Source organism: Pseudomonas cremoricolorata (genome assembly GCF_000759535.1).
Taxonomy (GTDB): Bacteria; Pseudomonadota; Gammaproteobacteria; order Pseudomonadales; family Pseudomonadaceae; genus Aquipseudomonas; species Aquipseudomonas cremoricolorata_A.
Map to the genome: position 1 here is coordinate 3760635 of NZ_CP009455.1, position 25906 is coordinate 3786540.

21 protein-coding genes and 1 pseudogene are annotated in these 25906 nt (G+C 64.5%); 12 read left to right on the forward strand and 10 right to left on the reverse strand.

From position 1 onward, the window contains the following. The first annotated feature begins 1 nt into the window (after window position 1). Window positions 2-880: a DMT family transporter gene (locus LK03_RS17100; protein ID WP_038413592.1), complete on the forward strand. Its 879-nt coding sequence runs from the start codon at window positions 2-4 to the stop codon at window positions 878-880. A 63-nt stretch (window positions 881-943) separates the two neighbouring features. Here LK03_RS17100 and LK03_RS17105 read toward each other — a convergent pair whose 3' ends face one another. The 3 genes from LK03_RS17105 to LK03_RS17115 form a co-directional block, all read right to left on the reverse strand. Continuing rightward, a complete protein-coding gene (locus tag LK03_RS17105; protein WP_038413593.1) occupies window positions 944-2305 on the reverse strand; it encodes an APC family permease in 1362 nt (453 codons plus the stop codon). A gap of 167 nt (window positions 2306-2472) precedes the next feature. Further along, window positions 2473-3069: a cation transporter gene (locus LK03_RS17110; protein WP_049870541.1), complete on the reverse strand. Its 597-nt coding sequence runs from the start codon at window positions 3067-3069 to the stop codon at window positions 2473-2475. A 208-nt stretch (window positions 3070-3277) separates the two neighbouring features. Beyond that, a complete protein-coding gene (locus tag LK03_RS17115) occupies window positions 3278-4639 on the reverse strand; it encodes an MFS transporter (RefSeq protein WP_038413594.1) in 1362 nt (453 codons plus the stop codon). A 244-nt stretch (window positions 4640-4883) separates the two neighbouring features. Between LK03_RS17115 and LK03_RS17120 the strand changes: the two are divergent. Continuing rightward, a pseudogene (locus LK03_RS17120) lies at window positions 4884-5690 on the forward strand (sugar phosphate isomerase/epimerase family protein); the annotation flags it as partial. A gap of 33 nt (window positions 5691-5723) precedes the next feature. On the opposite strand, the gene LK03_RS17125 reads toward LK03_RS17120, so the two are convergent. Next, on the reverse strand, window positions 5724-7301 hold the full coding sequence (locus tag LK03_RS17125) for an ABC-F family ATP-binding cassette domain-containing protein (protein WP_038413596.1): 1578 nt from the start codon (window positions 7299-7301) through the stop codon (window positions 5724-5726). A gap of 155 nt (window positions 7302-7456) precedes the next feature. After that, the gene (locus LK03_RS17130; RefSeq protein WP_038413597.1) at window positions 7457-7819 is read right to left on the reverse strand and encodes a glyoxalase superfamily protein; all 363 of its coding nucleotides are present in this window, start codon (window positions 7817-7819) and stop codon (window positions 7457-7459) included. A 169-nt stretch (window positions 7820-7988) separates the two neighbouring features. Between LK03_RS17130 and LK03_RS17135 the strand changes: the two genes are divergently transcribed. The 3 genes from LK03_RS17135 (at window position 7989) to sodC (ending at window position 10101) form a co-directional block, all read left to right on the forward strand. Continuing rightward, window positions 7989-8504 (forward strand): sigma-70 family RNA polymerase sigma factor, encoded by a 516-nt coding sequence (locus LK03_RS17135; protein ID WP_038413598.1) that lies wholly within the window; start codon window positions 7989-7991, stop codon window positions 8502-8504. Continuing rightward, a complete protein-coding gene (locus LK03_RS17140; protein WP_038413599.1) occupies window positions 8501-9448 on the forward strand; it encodes a FecR domain-containing protein in 948 nt (315 codons plus the stop codon). The genes LK03_RS17135 and LK03_RS17140 overlap by 4 nt, the downstream gene beginning before the upstream one ends. 137 nt (window positions 9449-9585) lie before the next feature. Continuing rightward, window positions 9586-10101, forward strand: coding sequence for a superoxide dismutase family protein (gene sodC / locus LK03_RS17145; RefSeq protein WP_038413601.1), 516 nt, complete (start codon window positions 9586-9588; stop codon window positions 10099-10101). Between the two features lie 93 nt (window positions 10102-10194). On the opposite strand, the gene xthA is transcribed toward sodC, so the two are convergent. Further along, complete coding sequence (gene xthA, locus LK03_RS17150) at window positions 10195-11007, reverse strand: exodeoxyribonuclease III (protein WP_038413602.1); 813 nt, start codon at window positions 11005-11007, stop codon at window positions 10195-10197. 157 nt (window positions 11008-11164) lie between these two features. On the opposite strand from xthA, the gene LK03_RS17155 reads away from it, so the two are divergent. The 3 genes from LK03_RS17155 to LK03_RS17165 are packed head-to-tail and all read left to right on the forward strand — an operon-like array spanning window position 11165 to window position 17286. Next, window positions 11165-11809 (forward strand): GNAT family N-acetyltransferase, encoded by a 645-nt coding sequence (locus tag LK03_RS17155; RefSeq protein ID WP_038413604.1) that lies wholly within the window; start codon window positions 11165-11167, stop codon window positions 11807-11809. 51 nt (window positions 11810-11860) lie between these two features. Next, the gene (locus LK03_RS17160) at window positions 11861-13603 is read left to right on the forward strand and encodes an autotransporter assembly complex protein TamA (protein WP_038413605.1); all 1743 of its coding nucleotides are present in this window, start codon (window positions 11861-11863) and stop codon (window positions 13601-13603) included. A 35-nt stretch (window positions 13604-13638) separates the two neighbouring features. Then, complete coding sequence (locus LK03_RS17165) at window positions 13639-17286, forward strand: translocation/assembly module TamB domain-containing protein (protein ID WP_430962084.1); 3648 nt, start codon at window positions 13639-13641, stop codon at window positions 17284-17286. A gap of 122 nt (window positions 17287-17408) precedes the next feature. Here the strand turns inward: LK03_RS17165 and LK03_RS17170 are convergent, their stop codons facing one another. Beyond that, window positions 17409-17771, reverse strand: coding sequence for a transcriptional regulator (locus tag LK03_RS17170; protein ID WP_430962090.1), 363 nt, complete (start codon window positions 17769-17771; stop codon window positions 17409-17411). A 378-nt stretch (window positions 17772-18149) separates the two neighbouring features. On the opposite strand from LK03_RS17170, the gene LK03_RS17175 reads away from it, so the two are divergent. After that, entirely contained in the window at window positions 18150-18341 is a 192-nt protein-coding gene (locus LK03_RS17175) for a hypothetical protein (RefSeq protein WP_038413611.1), read from the forward strand. A 37-nt stretch (window positions 18342-18378) separates the two neighbouring features. Here the strand turns inward: LK03_RS17175 and LK03_RS17180 are convergent, their stop codons facing one another. Then, a complete protein-coding gene (locus LK03_RS17180) occupies window positions 18379-18744 on the reverse strand; it encodes a fe2+ zn2+ uptake regulation protein (RefSeq protein WP_038413612.1) in 366 nt (121 codons plus the stop codon). Window positions 18745-18944: 200 nt separating this feature from the next. Here LK03_RS17180 and LK03_RS17185 point away from each other — a divergent pair, with 200 nt between their 5' ends. Next, window positions 18945-21254: an acylase gene (locus LK03_RS17185; RefSeq protein WP_038413613.1), complete on the forward strand. Its 2310-nt coding sequence runs from the start codon at window positions 18945-18947 to the stop codon at window positions 21252-21254. Window positions 21255-21274: 20 nt separating this feature from the next. Here the strand turns inward: LK03_RS17185 and lpxH are convergent, their stop codons facing one another. Both lpxH and LK03_RS17195 read right to left on the reverse strand, forming a co-directional pair. Then, window positions 21275-21997 (reverse strand): UDP-2,3-diacylglucosamine diphosphatase, encoded by a 723-nt coding sequence (gene lpxH / locus LK03_RS17190; protein WP_038413615.1) that lies wholly within the window; start codon window positions 21995-21997, stop codon window positions 21275-21277. Beyond that, a complete protein-coding gene (locus LK03_RS17195; RefSeq protein ID WP_038413616.1) occupies window positions 21994-22494 on the reverse strand; it encodes a peptidylprolyl isomerase in 501 nt (166 codons plus the stop codon). Before LK03_RS17195 ends, lpxH begins: the two co-directional genes overlap by 4 nt. A 233-nt stretch (window positions 22495-22727) precedes the next feature. Here LK03_RS17195 and LK03_RS17200 point away from each other — a divergent pair, with 233 nt between their 5' ends. Beyond that, window positions 22728-24431, forward strand: a complete 1704-nt coding sequence (locus LK03_RS17200; RefSeq protein ID WP_038413617.1) for a glutamine--tRNA ligase/YqeY domain fusion protein — start codon at window positions 22728-22730, stop codon at window positions 24429-24431. Window positions 24432-24440: 9 nt separating this feature from the next. Beyond that, the gene (cysS, locus tag LK03_RS17205) at window positions 24441-25823 is read left to right on the forward strand and encodes a cysteine--tRNA ligase (protein ID WP_038413618.1); all 1383 of its coding nucleotides are present in this window, start codon (window positions 24441-24443) and stop codon (window positions 25821-25823) included. Window positions 25824-25906: the final 83 nt, after the last annotated feature.

Consider the following 25906-nt stretch of genomic DNA (forward strand, 5'->3'; position numbering starts at 1 on the left):
CATGAGTTCCACTACCCCGTTGTCCGGCGTCAACCAACCCTTGCGCGGCATGGCATTGGTGGTTGGCGCGACCCTGCTGTTCGCCAGCCACGACGCCCTGTCGAAATTCCTCGGTGGGCTCTACCCGGTGGTGATGGTGGTCTGGGCCCGCTATGTCGTGCACACCCTGCTGATGGCCGGCATCTTCCTGCCGCGCTCGGGTCTGAACGTGTTGCGCACCCGTCGTCCGCTGCTGCAGACCCTGCGCGCCCTGAGCCTGCTCAGCACCAGCCTGCTGTTCACCACCGGCGTGCACTACCTGCCGCTGGCCGAAGCCACGGCGGTGAACTTTCTGGCCCCGGTGCTGGTGACGGCATTGTCGGCACCGCTGCTCAAGGAGCGGGTGACCCGCGGCCAGTGGGTCGCGGTGGTGCTGGGCTTCGTCGGTGTGCTGGTGGTGGTGCATCCGGGGGGCGAGATGTTCACGCCGGCGATTCTGTTCCCGCTGGGCTCGGCGCTGGGCTTTTGTTTCTACCAGTTGCTCACCCGGCAACTGGCGAGCATCGACAGCCCGACCACCAGCAACTTCTACGCGGGGCTGTGCAACACCGTGGTGATGACCGCGTTGGTGCCGTTCTTCTGGTCGACCCCGCGCTGGGACCACGCCTTGCTGATGCTGGCGCTGGGCGGCTTCGGCATGAGCGCGCACCTGCTGCTGACCCAGGCCTTCCGCTTCGCCGCGCCGGCGTTGCTGGCACCGTTCAGCTACTGCCAGATCGTCTTCGCCGGCCTGCTCGGGCTGCTGTTCTTCAGCCATGTGCCCGATTCCACCAGCTTGCTGGGCATTGCCATCATCTGCCTGAGCGGCCTGGGCGCTGCGTGGATGCAGCGCCGGCGGTAGGTCGACTCGCCAGACTTTGCCAGTCAGCCCCGACAGCCGTTTGCAGCGGATTGGGGCGTGCGGTCAGCCCACCTCGGAAAAGTCCGCCACTGCAACCGTGCGTCTGAAGCCTGCGGTCAGCATCCCCAGGTACACCACCCCGATCAGGAACCAGCCCACCCCGATCGCCAGGGTCAGGCCGGATAGGCTCGTCCACAACCACAGCGTCAGTCCCAGACCCACCAACGGCACGATGCCGTGCAAGACCCAACGGCGTGTCTGGCCAGGTGCGGGTGTGCTCAGCAGGTGGGTGCGCAAGACGGCCAGGTTGACCGCAGAGAACGCCACCAGCGCGCCGAAGCTGATCAGCGAGGCCAGTGTACCCAAGTCAACGAACAGCGCCGCCAGGGACACCACCGACACCGCCAGCGTGGCGTTGATGGGCGTGCCGAAGCGCGGCGAGAGCGTGCCGAACAGTCGCGTCGGCAGCAGCCGGTCGCGCCCCATGCTGTAGAGAATGCGCGAGACCGCCGCCTGGGAGGCAAGCGCCGAGCCCAGGTTGCCGGTCACGAAGGCTGCGGTGAAGAAGCTCGCCAGGAAGCTGCCGCCGGCCTGGACCATCACCTCGTTGGCGGCTGCATCGGGGTTGGCGAAGTGGCTGCCGGGTAACACCAGTTGGCTCAGGTAGGCCAGCGCGGTGAACAATGCGCCTGCCAGCAGCGTGGTCAACACGATTGCACGCGGCACGTCACGACGCGGATCGCGGGTTTCCTCGGCCAGCGTCGACACGGCGTCGAAGCCCAGGAACGACAGGCAGAGGATGGCCGCGCCCGCCATCAGCGGTGCGAATCCTGGCTGACTGCCATCGCCCAGCAGAGGTCCCAGATAGTCGACCGGCGCACTGCCCAGCGACGCCCAGGACAGCGCCACGAACACCGCAATGAACACCAGTTGCGCGCCGACGATCAGGTTGCTGGTCTTGGCCACCGAGCCAATGCCGCCGATGTTGAGCAGCGTGACCACCGCGATCGACGCCAGGACGAAGGCATAGGCCGGCACCGCCGGGAAGGCAATGTTGAGGAACAGGCCGATGAGCAGGTAGTTGATCATCGGGATGAACAGGTAATCGAGTAGCAGCGACCAACCGGCCAGGAAGCCGGCATTGGCGCCGAACGCCAGGTGGGTATAGGAATAAGCGGAGCCTGCTACTGGGTGACGGCGCACCATGATGCCGTAGGAGACTGCCGTGAACAGCATGGCCAGCAAGGTGATCAGATAGGCCCCAGCGGTTCGCCCACCGGTGATCTGGGTGACGATGCCATAGGTGGTGAAGACGGTCAGTGGAACCATGTACACCAAGCCGAAGAAGATCAGCGCGGGCAAGGTAAGCACCCGGCGTAGTCGAGGGTCAGGCAGAGGCGTCGGCGAAGCGGTGCTGTGACTCATGATTCGTGTCCCGTTCTTGGCTTTTTATAGGGAAATGCGTGCAGGCATGGTGCCACGCGCAAGACGTGGCGTCGGCAGCACGCTACCACTGCACTTTGGCAGACGTCATGCCGAGCATGCGTGCATGGCTGCAAGCACCGCTTGTAGCCATGCACGCCTGGCGCTTGCTACGCCCACCCCGGGTCAGTGGTGAAGGTGATGGTCAGCCAGCGGTTGGCCGGGTCACCACCGATGTCCTCGCCGACGCGGTCGCGCAGCGCGTCCCATTGCTCAAGCGTCTGTGCCGGCCAGTCGCTGGGGACGATGAAGTAGATCTCGATCTGCCGAGCTCGACCGACCTTGGCGACGTGGCTCTGATGCCCGACAAAGCCCTGTTCAGTCACCACCTGAGCCGCGATCGCGTCGACCCGTTGCTTGAGGTCGGCGGGCGTCAGCATCAGCACAGCGGATAGAGCCTGGCGCAGGTTCTTGAGCGGCAACGGGATCAGGCAGGCGCAGATCACCGCCAGCACTGCGGGATCGAGATAGGGCAACAGCCAGGCCCAGCGCGTTTGCTCCAGCAGCAGGCCCAAGGCGAAGGCCACCAGCAAGGCCGCGGAAATGCTGCTGGACAGGATCCACGTCTTCACATCCAGAGCAATGAAGTCCGAGCGCAGGGTCCGCTTGGCCTTGTAGGCGTACAGCGCCATGCCCGCACAGACCGCCACCGCCAGCAGCACCGTACAGACGATCGAGAGTTTGAGGACGGCGGATTCGGTCCACACGACAGGGATACTTGTGCAGGGGGGCAGAAGAGAGGCGAGGCGAAACGGGCGATCATCGATAGCGCAGCGGCAGCCGCCATGTGCGTGTTGGCATAGGGTACTTGCAGGTGTGAACAGCACGAGCGAGGTGCCTGGTGCTGAGTCTCGAGCCGATGGCGCCCGCCTGAGCGGGCGGGCTGCCATCGGCCTGTCAGAAGGCTCGCCCCATTCAGCGCCGAGCCTGGCGCCGCGCCTCGGCGAACGCCTGCTCGCTCAGCGGCACGGCATCGAGCTTGCCCAGGTCGGCCATGGCCAGGCGGTGGGTTTCCGGTGCCAGCCAGGCGGCCAGCGCGCACAGGCAGGTGAGGGCGAAGGTCAGGCCGCCGACGATCCAGGGAATGTTCAACGAACCCGGCGGGGCCAGCGCGGCGAACAGCGCCGGCAACATGGCCGTGACCAGCGTGCCCAGGTTCTGCGCGATGGCCATGGCCGAGACCCGGTAGCGGGTCTGGAACAGCTCGGGGAAGAAACTTGGGAACACCGCGTTGTAGCCCTGGTACAGCAAGCCCCACATCAGAATCGAGGTGAGCATCGCCAGCGGTACGTGCTGGGCGCTGATCGCATGCAGGTAGGCGAAGGCCATCAGGCCGGAGCCCAGGCAGCCTGCGATCAGCAGCGGACGTCGGCCGACGCGGTCGGACCAGCCGCCGACCAGCGGAATCGCCAGTACCGCGACCAGGTTGCCGACCACCGGAATCCACAAGTACACGCTCTTGTCCATGCCGATGCCATAGGCTGGCTGCACCGCGTAGGCGGCGCCGAAGATGGTCGCCACCACCGGAATCACGTTCATCAGCGCCATGCAGGCCACCAGCGCCATGCGCCGCCAACTGCAGCGAAAGGCCTCGCGAACCGGTGAGCGGGGAATCTGTGCGGTCTGTTCTTCCTCGACGAAGGCTGGCGTTTCGTGCACCTCGCGGCGAATGATCAGCCCGGCCACCAGCACGAAGGCGCTGAGCAGGAAGGGAATGCGCCAGCCCCAGTCAGTGAAGGCCTGATCGGGCATGAAGTAGGCCAGCGGCAGGAACACCGCCGCGGCCAGCACCTGGCCAGCCTGCACGCCTTGCAGGGCGAAGCTTGCGTAATAGCCGCGCCGGCCCATGGGCGCGTGTTCCATGATCATCGAGCTGGCGCCGGAAATCTCCCCAGCCACGGCAAAGCCCTGGACCAGGCGTAGCAGCACCAGCATCAACGGCGCGGCGATGCCGATGTCGTGGTAAGTCGGCAGCAGGCCGACGGCCATGGTCGACAGGCCCATGAGGAACATGCACAGCAGCAGCACATACTTGCGCCCGCGGGTGTCGCCCCAGTGGCCGAGCACGAAGGCGCCCAGAGGGCGAGCCAGGTAGCCCACGCCGTAGGTGGCCAGCGAGGCGATGATGGCCATGCTCGGATCCATCGACGGGAAGAAGATCTGCGGAAAGATCAGCGCCGCGGCCTGGGCATAGATGAAGAAGTCGTAGTACTCCAGCGCCGAGCCGATCCAGCCACTGGCCGTGGCCTTCTTGGCCTGTGAGGGGGATGAGGACATCGTGTTCTCCGGGGGTCAGTGTCGGCCAGCTACGGGCAGGCGGAGGTGCAGGGAAAAGGCGCGGCAGACTTGTCGGGGACCGTCGGGGCACGCAGGCGCGGCACCAGGGCAGTGGAAAGTTGAACGCAAGAGGCAGTGTTCCGTACAAAGCAAAGGCGGGCGCGACTTTACCTGTGAACCTGCCGTACCGCCAACACGGCGTCGGCCTTTGCTCAATACGCCTGCTCGAATCAAGGAATCTGCCATGCAACAGTGTATTGCCACGGTATCTCTGGCCGGCGCCTTGCCGGATAAGCTCGAAGCCATCGCCGCAGCCGGCTTCGACGGCCTGGAACTGTTCGAAAACGACCTGCTCGACTATTCGGGCAGCGCCGCCGAGGTGCGTCAACGCTGCGCCGACCTGGGCGTGGAAATCAGCCTGTATCAGCCGTTCCGTGACTTCGAAGGTTGTCCTCGGGAGCAACTGTCCAGCCAGCTCGAGCGCGCCGAGCGAACCTTCGACATCGTGCAGACCCTCGGTTGCACGCGCATGCTGGTGTGCAGCAATACCCAGGCCGACGCCAGCGGCGACTCGGCGCAGTTGATCGATGACCTGCGGCAACTGGCCGAGCGCGCCGAGCGCCGCGGCCTGCGGCTGGGCTATGAGGCGCTGGCCTGGGGGCGCCAGGTCAATACCTACCAGCAGGCCTGGATGCTGGTGCGCGAGGCCAATCACCCGGCCCTGGGCCTGGTGCTGGACAGCTTCCATACCTTGGCCCTGAACGGCGACCCACAGGGCATCGCCGAGATTCCCGGGAACAAGATCGCCTTCGTGCAGATGGCCGATGCGCCGCTCAAGCGCATGGATGTCTCGCAGTGGAGCCGGCACTACCGCTGCTTCCCGGGCGAGGGTGAACTGGACATGGTCGGCTTTCTGCAACCGATTCTTGCCACCGGCTACCGCGGGCCGCTGTCGCTGGAAATCTTCAGCGACTTGCAAGACAGCTTGCCGGCGCAGGTCAGCGCCGAGCAGGGGCTGCGCTCGCTGCGCCAACTGCAGGAGCAGGTGCGTGCACTGGGTTGAGCCACCCGCCGATAGCGTGCCTCACAGGCTCAGACGTCCGTCGAGAGCGATCTGCTGGAGAAAAACCTGGTCATGGGACACCACCAGCAGCGCGCCGCGAAATTGACCGAGCATCTGCTCGACCGCCTGCAACGACAGCAGGTCGAGATGATTCCCAGGTTCATCGAGCAACAGCAGGTCGACGGGTTCAGGTCGGTAGAGCAGGGCGGCGAGGGCCGCCTTGACTCGCTCGCCGCCGCTGAGCAGGTGGCTGGGCAGCTCGACCCGCGTCGCATCCAGACCCAGTTGCGCCAGGCGCGTACGCAATTGGCTGTGGTCCAGGCCAGGGCTGTGTCGTCGCAGGTACTCGATGACGCTGCACTGACCCGGCAGCAGGCTGGCGTGCTGGTCGAGCAGGGCGATGCTGCCGTGCACACGTACCTCACCCGCGCGCGGCGCGAGCTGACCGCTGATGACCTGCAACAAGGTGGATTTGCCGCTGCCATTGGCGCCGGTCACGGCCATTCGTTCACCTGCCAGCAAGCGCAGGTCGAGTGGCGCAGGATTGCCATAGGGCAGTCGCAGCTGGTCTAGCTGCAGTACCGGCCGACCCGCATGGCGCTGGACGTCGGGCGGGCGCAGGTGAATGGCCAGGGGCTGTTCGACGCGCTGGGCGGCTTCACGCACCTTGGCCTGCAACGCCGCCTCGGCATGCTGCAACTGCTGCTGGCGTTTGCCGGTACTGGTCTGACTGCGCTGCTGCTGCCGATCGAGGAGGATTTGCGCCTGGTTGGCCTGACGCGCCTGGCTTTGCCCGCGACTTTGCTGGCGTTGCAGTTTTTCGCGCTGCTGACGAGCGGCCTGTGCCTGGCGCTCGCATTGCGCCTTCAACGCCCCCAGTGCCTGTTCGGCCCGCGCCTGCTGCTCGGCCTTGCCACGCTGGTAGGCGCTGTAGCCGCCGGTGAAATCCAGCAGGCCGTGGGCGGTGAGTTCCAGGGTGCGTTGCAACGGCTCGAGCAGGGTACGGTCGTGGCTGATCAGCAGCAGGCCTCTGGGCCACTGGCTGATCAGTGTCTGCAATTGCTCGCGGGCGTTGTGATCGAGGTGATTGCTGGGCTCATCGAGAATCAGGTAGTCGGCGTCACTGAGGAACGCCCCCAGCACGGCCACGCGCATGGCCTGACCGGGGCTCAGCACATCGACCGGGGCATGCGGGTCGAGGGCGCCAAGGCCGTGGCGGGCGAACAGCATCTGCAATTGCTCAGCCAGGTTCCAGCGCTCGCCTACCGCGTCGAAATCGGCCGGATCGGTGCTGCCTTGGGCGATGCGCTGCAGGGCATCGAGCACTGGGGCCACCTGGGCCAGCTCGGCAACGCTGCGACTGTGGTGGATGATCTGCTGATCGAGCAAATGGATACGACCGTAGCGCAGGCAGCGACCTTCACTGGGCAGCCGCTGCCCGGCGAGGATCTGCCCGAGCAGGCTTTTGCCCACGCCGTTGCGGCCCACCAGGGCGGTGTGACGCTGATCGAGAGTGACGGTCAGATCTGAGAACAGCACCCGGCCGTTGGGCAAGGTGCAGGCGACGCTGTCGAGCGTCAGAAGCGAAGAAGGGGTCATGAAAAGCTCCACGCATGCCGCGACATCCCCAGAGCAGGCTAGGGAATGAAGACTGGCCGTCGACTGGACGGCGGCATCAATGGCGCATCGGACCACTACCTCATGGACAGGAAAGGCTGCCAAGGGTAACCAACCCTGGCGGCAGGGTAAAGGTGTCAGTCGTCTTGCTGGCAGAAGCGCAGCTGGTTGCCGAACGGGTCGGCGATCTGCATCTGCCAGCCCCAGTCGACCTGCTCGGCGCTGGGCCGCGAGTAGCCATAGCGCTTGGCTTGCAGCTCCTGCTCCAGTGCCCGCAGGTCGCTGACCCGGGCGAACACCGTCGAGCCGGGGGTGGCATCGCCGTAATGCTCGGACAAGTGCACGATCAGCCCGTCGCGGCGTATTTGCGCATACAGCGGCAGGTCGGCGGCGAAGCGATGTTCCCAGTCGAGGCTGAAGCCGAGAAAGTCCAGGTAGAACTCTTTGGCCTTGTCGACGTTGAAGATGCGCAGTACCGGAATGGCGGGGGCGAAGTTCATTATGAGGGTCCGTATGCGTCAGGCTGCAGGAAGGATAGCCGTGGCGCGGGCATCGCTGCCAGTCCCCAGGTCGCCAGGCAGCGACCAATGGCAGACCTTGGCGCACGCTATTAAAGCAATTAGAATCACTCGCATTTGCACCTTACCCACTCTGCCTGCGTGCCTGTGTATGACCGATTCCTTTGCGGCGCCTTCACCTTGCATGAACACCCTCTACCGTGAGCACAGCAGTTGGCTGGAAGGCTGGTTGCGCAGTCGCCTGGGTGATCGCTGGACGGCGGCTGACCTGACCCAGGATGCCTTCGTGCGGGTGTTGGCAGCCGAGCGCAGCAACAGCCTGCCGAGCCTGCGCGAGCCGCGCGCCTACCTGCTGACCGTGGGCAAGCGCTTGCTGGTCAATCACTACCAGCGTCGCAGTCTGGAGCGTGCGTATCTGGAGGCCTTGCAGCACCTGCCCGAAGAGCTGGCACCTTCGGCTGAGCAGCGCTGGCTGCTGCTCGAAGCGCTGCATGCGCTGGATGAACTGCTCGACGGGCTGCCGCTGGTGGTACGCCGGGCGTTTCTCTGGGCCCAGCTCGAAGGCCTCGGCTATGCCTGTATCGCCAGCCGCTTGCAGGTTTCCGAGCGCACCGTCAAACGCTACATGGCCCAGGCGTACGAGCACTGCCTGTTGGTCGAGCTGTGAGCGTCCAGCTCGACAGCCAGGCCCGCCAGCTCGCCCGCGAGGCCGCGCAGTGGCTGGCGCGCCAGGACGCCGGTGAGCTGGACGCTGACGGCGCGTTGCAACTGCAACACTGGCGCGCCCGCAGCGCCGCCCATGAAGCGTTGTGGCAGAAGGCCGAGCAGTTGCGCCAGCGTTTCAGCCAGGTGCCGCCGCCCATTGGTCTGAGCTGCCTGGACCGGCCTGACCGGCAGCGGCGCAAGTTGCTCGGCCAGGCCCTGGCGCTGGGCGCCGTGGCGCCCCTGGCGTGGGTGGCCTACCGGCAACTGCCGATGACGCGGTGGGGCGCTGATCTGGCCACCGCCACCGGCGAGCGACGTGGCGTCGAGCTGGCCGGTGGCGGCCGCGTACAACTCAACACCGCCAGCGCAGTGAACATAGCGTTCGAAGCGGGCCGGCCACGCCTGCATCTGCTGCGCGGCGAGATCGCTGTGGACAGCGTCGGCCCTTTGCAGGTGCAGACCCGCGATGGCCGCATCCTTGCCGGCGCTGGCAGCTTTTGCGTACGCGAAGGCGAGCAGGACTGCGAGGTATCAGCGCTGCGTGGCGCACTGCGCCTGTTGCCGCGACAGGGCGGTGAAACCGTGCTCGAGTCCGGGCAGCGTGCACGCCTCAGTGCGCACCAGGTGCAAGGCGTCGAGGCCTTCGACCCGCAGATGCCGAGCTGGCAGCAAGGCGTGCTGATCGTCCAGGCCCAGCCACTTGGGCACTTTCTGCGCGAGCTGGACCGCTATCGCCCTGGCGTACTGCGCTGGCAGCCGAGCCTCGAACGCCTGGCCGTCACCGGCACCTTCGCCCTTGATGACACCGACCGTATCCTCGCCTTGCTGGCTGCCAGTCTGCCGTTGCGGGTGCAGTACCACACGCGCTACTGGGTGTCACTGAGCGCGCGCAGCGCGGTCGCTTAGGTGAGAGGCAACTGTTTCAACGTGTAGCACGATGGAATCGCAGCGCCTGTGTGTAGTCCGATGCTTCACGCGGGTTCTGCAAGGACCTGTCATACCGGGTACGACGCCCGACTGATCAATGCCAAGGAGACACCACCATGAAAGCACTGTTAATGACCGCCCTGCTGGCCAGCGCCGGTCTGGCCCAGGCGGCCGAAACCGTTGAGCTGAAGCTTGCCGGTCCCGATGGCGCGGGCAAGTCGATCGGCACCGTGAGCATCGAGCAGAACAAGTACGGCGCGCTGCTCACCCCTGATCTGAAAGACTTGCCGCCAGGCGTGCACGGCTTCCACCTGCATGCCAAGGCCTCGTGCGATCCTGCCCAGGAAGACGGCAAGACGGTCCCTGCAGGCGCGGCCGGTGGTCACTGGGACCCGGATGACACCAAGGCACACAAAGGTCCTTACGACGACAGCGGCCATCGCGGCGACCTGCCAGCCCTCTACGTCGGTGCCGACGGCAAGGCCACCTATCCGGTCCTTGCACCGCGCCTGAAGGCCAGCGATTTCAAAGGCCACGCGCTGATGGTCCACGCCGGTGGCGACAACCACAGCGACCACCCGGAAAAACTCGGTGGCGGCGGTGCGCGCATGGCCTGTGGTGTGGTCAAGTAAGCGACGTCCAAGGTTATTGGGGCTGCTTTGCAGCCCATCGCGGCTCACCGCAGCGGCGATGGGCGGCCTGGCGGTCCTTACGCTTCCTGCCGATCAGCCCAGTTCGAGCCAGATCGGTGCGTGATCGGAAGGCTTTTCCATGCCGCGCAGTTCGTAGTCCACCCCGGCATCCTTGATCCGCGGCACCAATGCCGCCGACGTCATGATCAGGTCGATGCGCAGCCCACGCTTGGGCTCATCCTCGAAGCCGCGACTGCGGTAATCGAACCAGCTGAAGCGATCGTCGACCTGCGGGTGCAGGTGGCGGAAGCTGTCGGTCAGTCCCCAGCCCTTGAGGCGCTCCATCCACTCGCGTTCTTCTGGCAGGAAGCTGCACTTGCCGGTCTTCAGCCAGCGCTTGGCGTTGTCGGCGCCGATGCCGATGTCGCAGTCCTGCGGCGAAATATTCAGGTCACCCATCAGAATCAGCGGCTGGTCGTTGCTGAACTGCCCCTCGAGCAGCGCCTGCAAATCGTTGTAGAAACGCTGCTTGGCGGGGAACTTGGTGGGGTGATCGCGGCTTTCACCCTGGGGGAAATAGCCGTTCATGATGGTGATGGGGTTGCCGTTGGCGTCAGCGAAGGTGCCCCAGATGAAGCGCCGTTGGGCGTCTTCTTCGTCACCGGCAAAGCCTTTGTGCAGCGCCAGCGGCGCCTGGCGCGAGAGCAGCGCGACTCCGTAGTGGCCCTTCTGTCCGTGGTAATGCACGTGATAACCCAGCGCCTGCACCTCGGCCAGCGGGAACTGTTCGTCGCTGACCTTGGTTTCCTGCAGGCCGATGACATCGGGCTGGTGCTTGTCGATCAACGCCGCCAGCTGGTGCGGACGGGCGCGCAGGCCGTTGATGTTGAAACAGACGATCTTCATGGGAAAGGCTTGCCCTGGTAAAAGCCCGGATGCTAACGGAGTCACGCCGCAACCACCAGCATCGCGCCTGGCACGCGTATTTGCCTGCTATAGCGGTGAACGATGGCCACGCGCGCGCCTCCAAGGCTAAACGTCAATTCCAGGAGGTCCGCTCGCCATGTCATCCCCGTCCGAACCGCAGGTCTGCATGCTCGACAATGGCTTTGCCCGTGAGGTGCGTGCCTTGCTGTTCGAGGCCTATCGCCGTGAACCGGCCTACGGCTTTTTGTTCGATGCCCAGCGTGGCGGTTACGAGCGGCGCTTGCGGGTGGTCATCCGCGAATGGGTACGCCAGCATTTCAACTTCAAACTACCGGCCATCGGCCTGCTGGTGGACGACCGTCTGGTGGCCGTCGCGCTGATCGTGCCGCCGCAGCGCCGCCTGGGGGTGGCCGACAGTTGGGGCTGGCGCCTGCGCATGATGATTCGCGCCGGGCTGCGCAGTACCCGACGTTACCTGGATTACCAGGCCGCACTGTCCAGCTGGCTGCCCACCGAGCAGGTTCATGTGTTGCCGTTGCTGGGTATCCACCCTGAGTTTCAAGGTGAGCACTATGCCGATCGTCTGCTTCAGGAGGTGCATGACTGGTGCGCTGAAGACCCGTACACCGAGGGCGTGGTGCTCAACACCAGCAACCCTCACGCCGTCGCGTTCCTCCAGCGCCAGGGCTATGAAGCGTTGGGTGAAGTGACCATCGGACCGGTCATCGAGCAGGTGTTTTTCCACTCTGCACCGACCTCCTCACGTGCCGTACCGACATGAGTGACCCGCAAACGGCTTTCATCGACGCTCGCCTCTGGTAGCATGCCGCGCATGAAATATTCAGGAAGAGTTGCCTGGGGCCTGATCATCTGGGTCGCCAGTTTTACCGCATGGGGGCAGAGCGAATTGGTGGTGCGGATCAAACCGGCCAACAAGGCGCTCAAGGCCAATGTCGAGGGCTACATCGGCAGCCTGGGTAACCGTGACGAAGAAGCGCTGCTGCGTTTCAGTCGCGGTGCCGAGGAGCAGGCGCGAAAGGCGGCCCAGGCGCTGGGTTATTACCAGGCACAGATCGACACCCAGGTGCAGCCCCCGGCCAATGCCGAGGCCTCACCGCGACTGCTGGTGACCATCGAACCGGGTGAGCCGGTGCGCCTGCGCAACGTCAACGTGCGCGTCGAGGGTCCGGCCAGCGGGCTGGCCTCGTTCCGTGTCCCTGACAGCAAGCTGCTGCGCTCAGGCCAGCCGCTCAACCACGGCTATTACGAAGATGCCAAGCGCCTGATCCAGAACCAGGCGTCGCGCTATGGCTTCTTCAGTGGTCACTTCACCCGCCAGCAACTGGCGATCGATCCACGCGCCGGCGTGGCCGACATCGACCTGGTCTATCAGAGTGGTCCGCGCTATCGCCTCGGTGCAGTCACCTTCGGCGGCGATACTCCGCTCGACCAGGACCTGCTGCAACGCATGGTCTCGTTCAAACCGGGCACGCCTTACGATTCCGAGCTGATCGCTGAACTCAACAACGATTTGCAGTCCAGCGGCTATTTCGAGGGCGTTCGGGTCGACGCGGCGCCCACCGCTGCGGTCGACCAGCAAGTGCCGGTGGCGGTCAACCTGGAAACCCGCAAACCGCGCACCATGGGCCTTGGCCTGGGTTTTTCCACCGACGTTGGTCCGCGCGGCAAAGCCAATTGGACGCGGCACTGGGTCAATCCGCAGGGCCACAGTTACGGTTGGGAAACCGAGCTGTCGGCGCCCCGGCAGAACGTCGGCATCTGGTATGACGTCCCCCTCGACCCGCCGTTGACCGACAAACTGCGCTTCGCAGGCGGCTACCAGAACGAGGAAATCGCCGGTACCGACACGGTCAGCCAGTTGCTCACGGTTGGCCCGGAGTGGCATAGCAAGCTGCCCAGTGGCTGGCAACGGGTGCTGTCGCTCAAGTACCAGCGTGAAGAGTACAAGCTGGGCGACGATTCGGGCCTGAGCAACCTGCTGATGCCCGGCGTCACCTACTCCTACCTGCGCAGCGACAATCGCATCGATCCGCACAACGGCTACCGCTTGCAGTTCGACGCCAAGGTCGCCAAGGAAGGGTTGGTCTCCGACACCAACCTGCTGTACGGCAACGTCACCCTCAAGGGCCTGACCACGGTGGCGCAGAACCACCGCCTGCTCGGCCGTGTGCAGTTCGGCGGCAGTGCCACCAACGACTACAAAAAGAATGTTCCGCCATCGCTGCGTTTCTTCGCCGGCGGTGACCAGAGCGTGCGCGGCTACGACTACCAGACCCTGTCGCCGAAAAACAGCGACGGTGACCGCATCGGCGGCCGGTATTTGTTCGCAGCCAGCGCCGAGTACCAGTATTCGCTGACGGAGAAATGGCGCGTGGCGACCTTCATCGACCAGGGCAACGCCTTCAATACCCCGGACTTTTCCAACCTCAAGACCGGGGTCGGTTTCGGCGTGCGCTGGGTCTCGCCCATTGGCCCGCTGCGCCTGGACCTGGCCAAGGCGCTGGATGATGACGGCGGCATCCGCCTGCACTTCTCCATGGGGCCGGAACTGTGAGGCGTGGGGTAAAAACCGCGCTCAAGGGCGGCGCGCTGGGGATTGTCGGGTTGCTGGTGTTGCTGCTGGTGGCGCTTGCCGTGGTGCTGGGCAGCCAGGCCGGCAGCCGCTGGGCGCTGGGGCTGGTGCCGGGATTGCAGGTCGATGAGTTCCAAGGTCACTTGGGCGGTCAGTGGCAGGCCAGCCAACTGCGCTGGATCAGCGGCGAAAGCCGGGTAGAGGTGCAGGCGCCGCAGTTCGACTGGACGCCGGGCTGTCTGCTGCGCGGGGCTTTGTGCATTCGTCGCCTGCAAGCCGAACGCATCGACATGGCTTTCGCGCCGAGCGAGCCAGACCCGAATGCCGGGCCGCTGCAACTGCCAAGCCTCGATCTGCCGGTGTCGATCGAGATCGAGGAGCTGCAAGTCGGGCAACTGCGTCTGGACGGCAACGAACTGCTGGGCGATCTGCAACTGGTGGCGCACTGGACCCCCGAGGGCCTGCGCATCGACCGCCTGGAAGTGCAGCGCGAAGACCTCCATGCCCGTCTGCAAGGCCTGGTGCAGCCCAATGGCGACTGGCCGCTGGAATTGAGCGGCAGCGCGCAGTTGCCGCCGGTCGACGAACAGCCGCTGGCACTGCAACTGCAGGTCAAGGGTGAGCTGCAAAAGGTTCTGACCCTCAACGCCACCACCCAGGGCTACCTCGATGCCACCCTCACCGGTGAGGTACAGGCTCTGGCCGAAAACCTGCCGGCGACCGTGCGCATCCGCTCCGAATCGTTCAAGCCAAGCCAGGCGCTGCCTGACACCCTGCGTCTGCAACAACTGCAGCTCGATGCCAGCGGTAACCTGCTCGATGGCTTCGCCTTGACCGGCGTCGCCAATCTGCCGGCCGAAAAAGGCCCGATCGCCCTGGCGCTCAATGGCCGTGCCGATGCCAAGGGCGCGCAGGTGCAGGCCCTGGACCTGACCGCAGGCGACAAAGAGCGGGTCAAGTTGCAGGCCAATGCCGACTGGCAACAGGGCATCAAGGCCGATGCCAAGCTCGACTGGCTGGACTTCCCGTGGTTGCGCCTGTACCCGATGGAGCAGCCGCCGCAAGTCACCCTCAAGCGCTTCAAGGCGCAGGTGCAGTACGACGATGGCAAGTATCGCGGTGATTTCAACGGTGATCTGGACGGCCCGGCAGGTGCCTTCAACCTGACCAGCCCATTCGAAGGTGATCTGACCCAGGTGAAGCTGCCCAAGCTGGCACTGACCGCGGGGCAGGGCAAGGCCGCGGGCAGTGTCGGCGTGCGGTTTGCCCAAACCTTGGCCTGGGACGTCGACCTGCAGCTTTCAGCGCTCGATCCGGCCTATTGGGTAGCCGAACTGCCTGGCACCTTGGCCGGCCCATTGCGCAGCACCGGCGAAATGAAGGACGAACGGCTGAGCCTGGATGCCAAGCTCGACCTCAAGGGCCGCCTGCGTGGCCAGCCGGCGCTGCTCAAGGTCGATGCCCAAGGGGCCGGCGAGCGCTGGACGCTGGGCGCGCTGGCGGTGCAGTTGGGCGCCAACCGCATCAACGGCAGCGGCAGTCTGGAGCAGCGGCTGGCCGGGCGCATCGACCTCGATTTGCCACGCCTTGGCCAGCTGTGGCCGGGCCTGCAAGGCCAGGTCAAAGGCCAGGTGGATGTCGCCGGCACCCTCGACGCGCCCCAGGGGACGGTCAAGTTGCTCGGCACCGAGCTGGCCCAGGACGACAACCGCATCCAGCGCCTGGACCTCAACGGCAAGCTCGACTCCGCGCAGCGTGCCTTGATCGATCTGAAGGCCAGTGCCATTCGCGTCGGCGAAACCGCCTTGGGCACGCTGGTCGCCAACGGCAAGGGCGACAGTCGCCAGCAGGCGCTGACGCTGGGCCTGGATGGCCCGCAGCTCAAGCTCGATCTGGGCGTGGACGGCACCCTGGGCAACGGTGACTGGCGTGGACGCCTGGCCAGTGGCCGCATCCAGGCCGGTGGCCAGGACTGGCGTCTACAGGCGCCGGCACGTCTGCAGCGTCTGGCCAGCGGGCAAGTGGATTTCGGCGCCCACTGCTGGCGCTCTGGCCAGGCCAGCCTGTGTGGTGATGACCAGCGCCTGGCCCCAGAGCCGCGCATTCGCTATCACCTCAAGCAATTCCCGCTCGACAGCCTGGCACAGTGGATGCCCAAGGACTTCGCCTGGAAAGGCCTGCTAAGCGCAGACATCAACCTCGACATCCCGGCCAGCGGCCCGAAAGGCACGGTGCGGGTCGATGCCAGTGGCGGCACCCTGAGCCTGCGCGACCAGGATCGCTGGATTGCCTTCCCGTATCAGGCCCTGCGCCTGGACAGTACGCTGGCGCCACGCCGGGTCGATACTCAATTGACCTTCCAGGGCCAGGGTCTGGGTTCGTTGAACCTCACTACCCGCATCGATCCCATGGCCGCCGACAAACCCTTGTCGGGCGACTTCCGCCTGAGCGGGCTGGACATCGGGGTAGCGCGGCCCTTCGCGCCGATGGTCGAGCGTCTGGCCGGCCAGCTCAACGGCAGCGGACGCTTGTCGGGTACGCTGATGGCCCCGCAGGTCAATGGCAACCTCACCCTCAGTGGGGGTGAAGTCAGCGGCGCCGAGCTGCCGATAAGCCTGCAGGATCTGTCGGTGCAGGCGATGATCGCCGGGGAGCGGGTCGAGCTCAGTGGTGGCTGGCGCAGTGGCGCCGCCGGACGTGGCCAGATCGGTGGCAACCTGACCTGGGGGCAGGCGCTGGGTGTCGATGTCCGTCTGCAAGGCCAGCAGCTACCGGTGACGGTCGAGCCCTATGCAACGCTTGAGGTCGCACCTGACTTGAACATTCGTCTGGTCGACGACAAGCTGGCCGTGGTCGGCAAGGTGCAGGTGCCCAAGGGCAAGATCACTGTGCGCGAGCTGCCGCCCTCGACGGTGAAGGTCTCCGACGATACCGTGATCGTTGGCCAGCAGACCGAACAGGGTAAGCCGCCGATGCAGATCGCGATGGACGTCGACGTCGAGGTCGGTCGAGAAAAGCTCTCGTTCAGCGGCTTCGGCCTGACCGCCAACCTCAAGGGCGGCGTCCATGTGGGTGACAACATGGACACCCGCGGCGAACTGAGCCTGGCCGACGGACGTTACCGCGCCTATGGCCAGCGCCTGACCATCCGCCGCGCACGGTTGTTGTTCGCCGGGCCCATCGACCAGCCGTTTCTGGACATCGAAGCGATCCGTCAGGTCGATGACGTGACGGCTGGTGTTCGCCTCAGTGGCAACGCCGAGCAACCCACCACCACGGTGTTCGCCGAGCCGGCCATGAGCCAGGAGCAGGCATTGTCGTACTTGGTCCTGGGTCGTCCGCTGGGCACCACGGGTGAAGACAACAACATGCTTGCGCAGGCTGCGCTGGGACTGGGATTGGCAGGCAGTGCTGGTCTGACTGGGAACGTCGCCAATCGACTGGGTATCGATGACTTCCAGCTCGATACCGAAGGCAGCGGCAACAGCACCAGTGTGGTGGCCAGCGGCAACCTCACCGAGAAGCTGAGCTTGCGCTATGGGGTAGGGGTTTTCGAGCCAGCCAATACCATCGCCTTGCGCTACAAGCTGAGCAAGATGGTGTATCTGGAGGCGGCCAGCGGTCTGGCCAGTTCGTTGGATATCTTCTACAAGCGAGACTTCTGAGGAACGCCTGCGGCGCATCGACCGCGACGGGAGGAGGGTACTTGCCGGCCTGGCCGGGACGCATCGCAAGGTGTGTCCCGGCGTGTCGGCAGGATCATGGGGCGGGGTCCGCTGGCGATGCGTCAGTGCTGACGACGGATGTTCCCAATCTGCCTCAGGCTCAAACCGTACTTGTCAGCCAGCAGGCTCCGGGAAAGGCCGTTGGCGCTTTCTTCGATGATCTGCAGGTTGCGCAGTTGCCGCTGGAAATGATCGACCTTGGGAATTTCCAGGGCCATTCCCGAAAAGCGTTTGATCAGTGAATCCAGAGCATCGCCCGGCAGGATCTCGATCAGTCGGGTGCGTTCGCGGTGCTTGGGTATGTACTTGGGCCTGCCGCCATAGGCATAGGTGAGGCGATAGGCGTTTTCAATGCCAACGCATTCGATGAGCGATTGCAGGGACTCGGGAAGTTGTTCGGTGTCGATGCGGGAAAGATCGGGCATGTGCATAAGAATTTCCTCAGTAACGAACGAAGACATCTGCGGCCTACGGCGCTGAACGGCCGAGGCGTGAGCGAATTGTCGAGTAGCGTCTGAGGGGTCGCTAGGCGCCAATCGGGCCGCCTTCTGTAGTCATATTGGGGCCAAGTTTGCAGGCAGCGTGAGACTAGCGTGTAGGAAGAGTCCGCTCGGAGGTGGTCCAGCCGTTGTTTTTTCGAGGGGCGTAGCTAAATCGACCGCATCGAGGCTTGTATGACCCTCGCTGAATCAGCGCAAGGCGCCGAAATGCACGCTCCAACGCCCTACACAAACGATCACCGGGGTATCATTCGCGCAGCTCATTCGAGCCTTTTGCCTTCGATGCAGTAGGAATGTTTACCCATGACACACATGCAGCGCCTGAAGTACTCGATCCTGATCATCGTGGTGATGTTCGTCGCGATGCTGGGGCTTTCTCACCTGCAGAAGCAGGGCACCATCACCGAGCAGACCTTCCAGTACCTGGCGATCGCCATTGCCGTGTTGGTGGTGGTGATCAACGGCGTACTGCGGCGCAAGGTCAAGCGTTCGTGATACCCGCAGGCCGGCCACCGATTGGTCGGCCGGCGCTTCAGCGTTGCTCCAGCACCGCGCGCGCCTGCGCATTGAGGCTGTAGCACTTGTCGCTACCCAGCGCGATCACCCCTTCTGCGCACAGGCGCTTGAGCACTTCGCGCACACTGAGGAACGACAACGGGATGTCCAACTGCTCGAGCTGGGCGTGCACACCGCGTACGCCGATGCTGCGTCCATCGCGGTCGGCCGCGTGCAGGGCGTCGATCACCTTGAGGCGAATCAGGCTGGTGCGCAGGCCGTAGACGCGCAGCAACTCACGAATCTGCTCGTTGCCCAGACGCTCTTCGCTGGGCTCGCCGCTGCAGTTGGCGGATTTGCCGCCGGGCTTGGGGCGTTGCGAAGCGGGTAGCGGGTTGTACATGTGAATGCTCCTTTTCGTGGACTGTCCCGATTGTTTTTTTGGGTGCCTCGAATAAGTAAGACGGATGAAAACGAAAAATCTGCAACCAGAGTGGAAAAAACTTTCCCACTCGGTTGTTACAGGTTGCGTCCGGCACGCCTAAACCTCACTGCGCGCTACTCGTCTGCTCATGATGACCCGCAGATTCATCAGGAGTGCCTGTGACCACATCTTCACGCCACGTGGCGTGCCTCGGCCTGACGGCCATCTTCGTCGCCTCTTGCGCTGCGCAGGCAGCCCAGTCTTCAGGACAGGCCAGCGCCGAGATTCGCCGCACCACTTTTGGCGTGCCGCATATCCGGGCCGTTGACTCCCGCGGTCTGGGCTATGGCGTAGGGTATGCCTATGGTCAGGACAACCTGTGCCTGCTCGCCGATGAAGTGCTGACTGTCAACGGTGAGCGTTCGCGGCATTACGGCGCCGAGGCCACTACCCTCGAGCAGCGCACTAACCTGGACAGCGACCTGTTCTTCACCTGGCTCAATACGCCCCAAGCGGTGGACGCGTTCCTGCAAGCGCAACCGGCCCAGGTACGCGCGCTGCTGGAAGGCTACGCCAGCGGCTTCAACCGCATACTCGCCGAACGTCGAAGCGCCGGCTTGCCCGCCGAATGCGGCGCCGGCGAAGGACTGCGGCCAATCACAAGCCGCGATCTGGTCAAGCTGACCCGGCGCATGCTCGCCGAGGGCGGGGCGGGGCAGTTCGCCGAAGCCCTGGTGGCGGCCACCCCCCCAGGGCTGGCCGCACGCGCTGATGAGTTACGCTTCGCCAGTGCCCTGGCACGCCAGCAGCGTTTTGCCAGCGAGCGCGGCAGCAATGCCATCGCAGTCGGATCGCAGCGCTCGGCCAACGGCCGCGGTCTGCTGCTGGCCAATCCGCACTTTCCCTGGCTGGGTGGTCTGCGCTTCTACCAGATGCACCTGACCATACCGGGGCAACTGGACGTGATGGGCGCTGCGCTGCCGGGTTTGCCGATGATCAATATCGGCTTCAATGCGCATCTGGCCTGGACTCACACTGTCGATACCTCCAGGCATTTCACGCTCTACCGCCTGCAGCTCGATCCCAAGGACTCCACCCGATACCTGCTCGATGGTGTCTCCAGGCCGCTGCAAACCCAGCGCCTGAGCGTCACTGTCAGGCAGGCCGATGGCAGCCTCGAGCAGGTCGAGCGCCAGTTTTACACCTCGTCCTTCGGGCCGCTGCTGCAGTGGCCCGGCAAGCTCGACTGGGACCATCGCCATGCCTACGCCCTGCGTGACGCCAACCTCGACAATACGCGGGTGTTACAGCAGTGGGATCAGATCAACCGCGCAGGCAGCCTCGCCGCGCTGCAACGCTCGGTGAGCCAGACCCAGGGCATTCCGTGGGTCAACACCCTGGCGGTGGACGAGGGCGGCCAGGCGCTGTACCTGAACCAGTCGGTGGTGCCCTATGTGGACGACGCATTGCTGGCTCGATGCAGTGACCCGGCCGCGGACAGCCCACTGGTGGTACTCGACGGCTCGCGCAGCGCCTGTGCCTGGAAAGTCGATGCGCAGGCCGCGCAGCCGGGCATTTTTCCGGCCAACCAACTGCCCAGCCTGATGCGCCGGGACTTTGTGCAGAATTCCAACGACTCGGCCTGGATGGTCAATCCAGCGCACCCTCTGACTGGTTTTTCGCCGCTGGTCAGTCGCGCTGACCAGCCACTCGGGTTGCGCAGCCGCTTTGCCTTGAATCGCTTGCACGGCGCGGCGCGGCTTGATGCCGAGGCGCTGCGCGACCTGGTTCTGAACGATGACGTGTACCTGGCTGAGCTGGTACTGCCCGAACTGCGCCAGTGGTGCGAAGGCGTGCAGCAGGACCTGGCCGAACTGTGCAACAGCCTGCGCGCCTGGAACGGCAAGGCAGACGCCGAAAGCGGTATCGGGTTCGTGCATTTCCAGAACATTTTCCAGGCTCTGGCCGATCATCCCGAGGTCTGGCGTGTGGGATTCGATCCCGCTGACCCGCAGCACACCCCGCGAGGTCTTGCGGTAGAACAAGCGGCAGTACGGACATTACTGCGTGAAGCGGCGCTAGCGTCGCTGGAACACGTGAAGGCGCAAGGCGTGCCGAATGACGCCACCTGGGGGCAGATCCAGCAAGCCGCCAGTGGCACGCCGGTAGCGGGCGGGCCGCAGGCGCTGGGGGTGTACAACGCCATGGTCAGCGTGCCCAGCGCGCCGGGCAAGCGCCTGGTGGTGGGCGGCACCAGCTATCTGCAGGTGGTCAGCTTCACCGACCAGGGTCCGCAGGCGCAGGGCTTGCTGGCGTTCTCTCTGTCGAGTGAAGCGGCTTCGGCGCACTTCGCCGACCAGACCCGCGCGTTCGCGGCCAGACAACTGGCACCGCTGCCGTTCACCGAGGCGCAGATCAAGGCCGATCCACACTACCGCAGCGACGTCATCAACGAAAACGACCAGCCCAAGGTGACGGGGTCGGAGTAGTCGGTTTGCGCGGGTTCGCCTCAGGACAAGGCGAACGAGCGCAGGTGCAGGCCCTGTTCATCGGCCTGCACCAGCCAGCCGAGGCTGTCCCAATCACCCAGCACGATGCGCTGCGCGGGTTCACCTGAAACGTGCAAAGGGTGTACGGCCGGCCTGTGGGTATGGCCATGGATCAATGTGCGCACGCCGTGGGCGGCCATTTGCTTGGGCACCTCCTCGGGTGTGACGTCGACGATGTCGCTGGCCTTCATGCGCGTCTGGGCGCGGCTTTCGCTGCGCAGTTTGCGTGCAAGGCGCTGTCGGGTGGCCAACGGCAGGTGACGAAGCACCCATAACGTCAGCGGGTTGCGTAAGTAACGCCGCAATTTCATGTAGGCAACGTCACCGGTGCAGAGGGTGTCGCCGTGCATCAGCAGCACCCGCTGCCCGGCCAGCTCGATCACGCTTGGGTCGGCGAGCAGAGTACAGCCAGCGGCCTTGCAGAACGCCTGGCCGATGAGGAAATCACGATTGCCGTGCATCACGAACACCGCGGTTCCGCTGTCGCTCAAGGCTCGCAGTGCCTGACAGATACTTAGCTGGAAGGGCGTCATGGCGTCATCGCCAATCCAGGCTTCGAAAAAGTCACCGAGAATGTACAAGGCCTGGGCATCGCGCGCCGGGCCCTCGAGCAGAGTGAGAAACGCCCGGGTGATGTCCGGGCGTTGTTCTTGCAAGTGCAGATCGGAGATCAGCAGAATCACTCAATGATCTCGGCTTTCTTGATGATCACATCCTCTTTCGGCACGTCCTGGTGACCTGCGCTGGAGCCGGTGGCGACTTTCTCGATGGCATCGACCACTTCACGGCCTTCGATCACCTCGCCGAACACGGCGTAGCCCCAGCCCTGGACGTTCTTGCCGCTGTGGTTGAGGAAATCGTTGTCCGAGGCGTTGATGAAGAACTGCGCCGAGGCCGAGTGCGGCTCCATGGTGCGGGCCATGGCGATGCTGTACTTGATGTTCTTCAGGCCGTTGTCGGCTTCGTTCTGGATGCTGGCGCGGGTTTGCTTCTGTTTCATGCCAGGCTCGAAGCCGCCGCCCTGGATCATGAAACCTTTGATGACGCGGTGGAAGACGGTGTTGTCGAAGTGGCCGTCCTTGACGTACTGAACGAAGTTCTCGACGGTCTGCGGGGCTTTTTCGGCATTGAGTTGCAGAACGATATCGCCGTGGTTGGTGGTCAGTTTGACTTTGGACATGGAGAAACTCGCTTTTCAAGGCAGGTAAGTAGAGGGCTGCGCCGGGCGCGTGCCGTTGGCTGACGCAGCGTCTGACCCTGGCGACACGTCGTCAGTGCCGTGCCATGGGGCAAAGGGTGACAAATAGCGGTCGTTTGCGGCCAGCGGCTGTCAGCCGCTTGACTGCATCGGCTATGATAGGCGTTTTGATTGAATCGGCCTACCCGGGCCAGACACGTGCATTCAAGGATCCTATGAGCAAGCCCACTGCCGACAACGCGCCCAACGCCGCTGCCAAAGGCGCCCCCGCCGCCCCTGCGAACTTCCTGCGGCCGATCGTTCAGGCCGACCTGGACTCGGGCAAGCACTCGCGCATCGTCACGCGCTTCCCGCCAGAGCCCAACGGTTACCTGCACATCGGCCATGCCAAGTCGATCTGCGTCAACTTCGGCCTGGCCGAGACGTTCGGCGGTGACTGCCACCTGCGCTTCGACGACACCAACCCGGCCAAGGAAGACCAGGAATACATCGACGCCATCCAGCGTGACGTACAGTGGCTGGGCTTCCAGTGGGCCGGCCCGGTGCGGTTCGCCTCGCAGTATTTCGACCAGTTGCACGCCTGGGCCGTGGCGCTGATCGAGCAGGGCAAGGCCTATGTCTGCGACCTGACCCCCGAGCAGGCCAAGGAATACCGTGGCAGCCTGGTCGAGCTAGGCAAGAACAGCCCGTTCCGCGAGCGCAGCGTCGCCGAGAACCTCGACCTGTTCGCGCGCATGAAAGCCGGTGAGTTCAAGGACGGCGAGCGCGTACTGCGCGCCAAGATCGACATGGCCTCGCCGAACATGAACCTGCGCGACCCGATTCTCTACCGCATTCGCCATGCCCATCACCACCAGACCGGCGACACCTGGTGCATCTACCCCAATTACGACTTCACCCACGGGCAGTCCGATGCCATCGAGGGCATCACCCACTCGATCTGCACCCTGGAGTTCGAAGGTCATCGTCCGCTGTACGAGTGGTTCCTCGACAACCTGCCGGTGCCGGCGCATCCGCGCCAGTACGAGTTCAGCCGCCTGAACCTGAACTACACCATCACCTCCAAGCGCAAGCTCAAGCAGCTGGTGGACGAAAAGCACGTCGACTCGTGGGATGATCCGCGCATGTCGACGCTGTCGGGCTATCGCCGTCGCGGCTACACCCCGGCCTCGATCCGCAACTTCTGCGACATGGTCGGCACCAACCGTTCCGACGGCGTGGTCGACATGTCGATGCTCGAATTCAGCATCCGTGACGACCTCGACCGCACCGCGCCCCGCGCCATGTGCGTGCTGCGACCTCTGAAGGTGGTGATCAGCAACTACCCCGAAGGCCAGGTCGAACAGCTCGAGCTGCCCCGTCACCCCAAGGAAGACATGGGCGTGCGCACCTTGCCCTTCGCCCGCGAGCTGTACATCGACCGCGACGACTACATGGAAACCCCGCCCAAGGGCTACAAGCGCCTGGAGCCAGGCGGTGAAGTGCGTCTGCGCGGCAGCTACGTGATTCGCGCCGACGAGGCGATCAAGGATGCCGATGGCAATGTCATCGAACTGCGCTGCTCGTACGACCCCGACACCCTGGGCAAGAACCCCGAAGGGCGCAAGGTCAAGGGCGTGATCCACTGGGTGCCGGCCGAGGCCAGCGTCGAATGCGAAGTGCGCCTGTACGATCGTCTGTTCCGCTCGCCGAACCCGGAGAAAACCGAAGACGGCGGCAGCTTCCTCGACAACATCAATCCCGACTCGCTGCAAGTGCTGCAAGGCTGCCGCGCCGAGCCGTCGCTGGCCCAGGCCGAGCCTGAAGACCGCTTCCAGTTCGAGCGCGAAGGCTATTTCTGCGCCGACCTGAAGGACAGCCAGCCTGGCCGTCCGGTGTTCAACCGCACCGTCACCCTGCGTGACTCCTGGGGCAGCTGAGGAACCGTCGTGCTAACCGTCTACAACACCCTGAGCAAGCAAAAAGAAGCCTTCAAACCGCTCGATGGCAACAAGGTGCGCATGTACGTCTGCGGCATGACCGTGTACGACTACTGCCACCTGGGCCACGGTCGCAGCATGGTGGCCTTCGACCTGGTCACCCGCTGGCTGCGCAAGAGCGGCTATGAGCTGACCTACGTGCGCAACATCACCGACATCGACGACAAGATCATCAACCGCGCCAACGACAACGGCGAGCGTTTCGATGAACTGACCGCGCGCATGATCGATGCCATGCACGAAGATGAACGTCGCCTGAACATCCTGCCCCCCGATCAGGAACCCCGTGCTACCGATCACATTCCCGGCATGCACGCGATGATCCAGACCCTCATCGACAAGGGTTACGCCTACGCCCCTGGCAACGGCGACGTGTACTACCGGGTCGGCAAGTTCGTCGGCTACGGCAAGCTGTCGCGGCGCAAGATCGAAGACCTGCGCATCGGCGCGCGCATCGAAGTCGGTGAAGCCAAGCAGGACCCGCTCGACTTCGTGCTGTGGAAGGGCGCCAAGCCCGGCGAGCCGAGCTGGGAATCGCCGTGGGGCGCAGGCCGGCCAGGCTGGCATATCGAGTGCTCGGTGATGTCCACCTGCTGCCTGGGCGAGAGTTTCGACATCCATGGCGGCGGCAGCGACCTGGAGTTCCCGCACCACGAGAATGAAATCGCGCAGAGCGAGGCGGCCACCGGCAAGCCCTACGCCAATGCCTGGATGCACTGCGGCATGATCCGTATCAATGGCGAGAAGATGTCCAAGTCGTTGAACAACTTCTTCACCATTCGCGACGTGCTGGCCAAGTACCACCCCGAGGTGGTGCGTTACCTGCTGGTGGCCAGCCACTACCGCAGCGCCATCAACTACTCCGAAGACAGCCTGCGCGACGCCAAGGGTGCGTTGGAGCGCTTCTACCATGCCCTGCGCGGCCTCCCGCGAGTGGCAGCGCAGGGCGGCGAGGCCTTCGTCGAACGTTTCGCCACGGCGATGAACGACGATTTCGGCACGCCTGAAGCTTGCGCCGTGCTGTTCGACCTGGTGCGCGAGATCAACCGCCTGCGCGACAGCGACCCACAGGCTGCTGCTGGTCTGGCCGGGCGCCTGCGCGAGCTGGGCGATGTGCTGGGCGTGCTGCAACTGGACGCCGACGCGTTCCTGCGGGCCGGTGCCGAAGGCAAGGTCGATGCGGCCGAGGTCGAAGCGCTGATCGCCGCGCGACTGCAAGCGCGCAGCGAGAAGAACTGGGCCGAATCCGACCGCATTCGCGATCAACTCACGGCTTTGGGCGTGGTGCTGGAAGACAGCAAAGGCACGACGACCTGGCGGCTGGCGGACTGAATCACTGCTGCCCCGAACACTGGCACAGGTGTGCACGGTTCGGGGCGCAGTTCATACGCAGATAGCCGCGCCGGCCGTCCGCT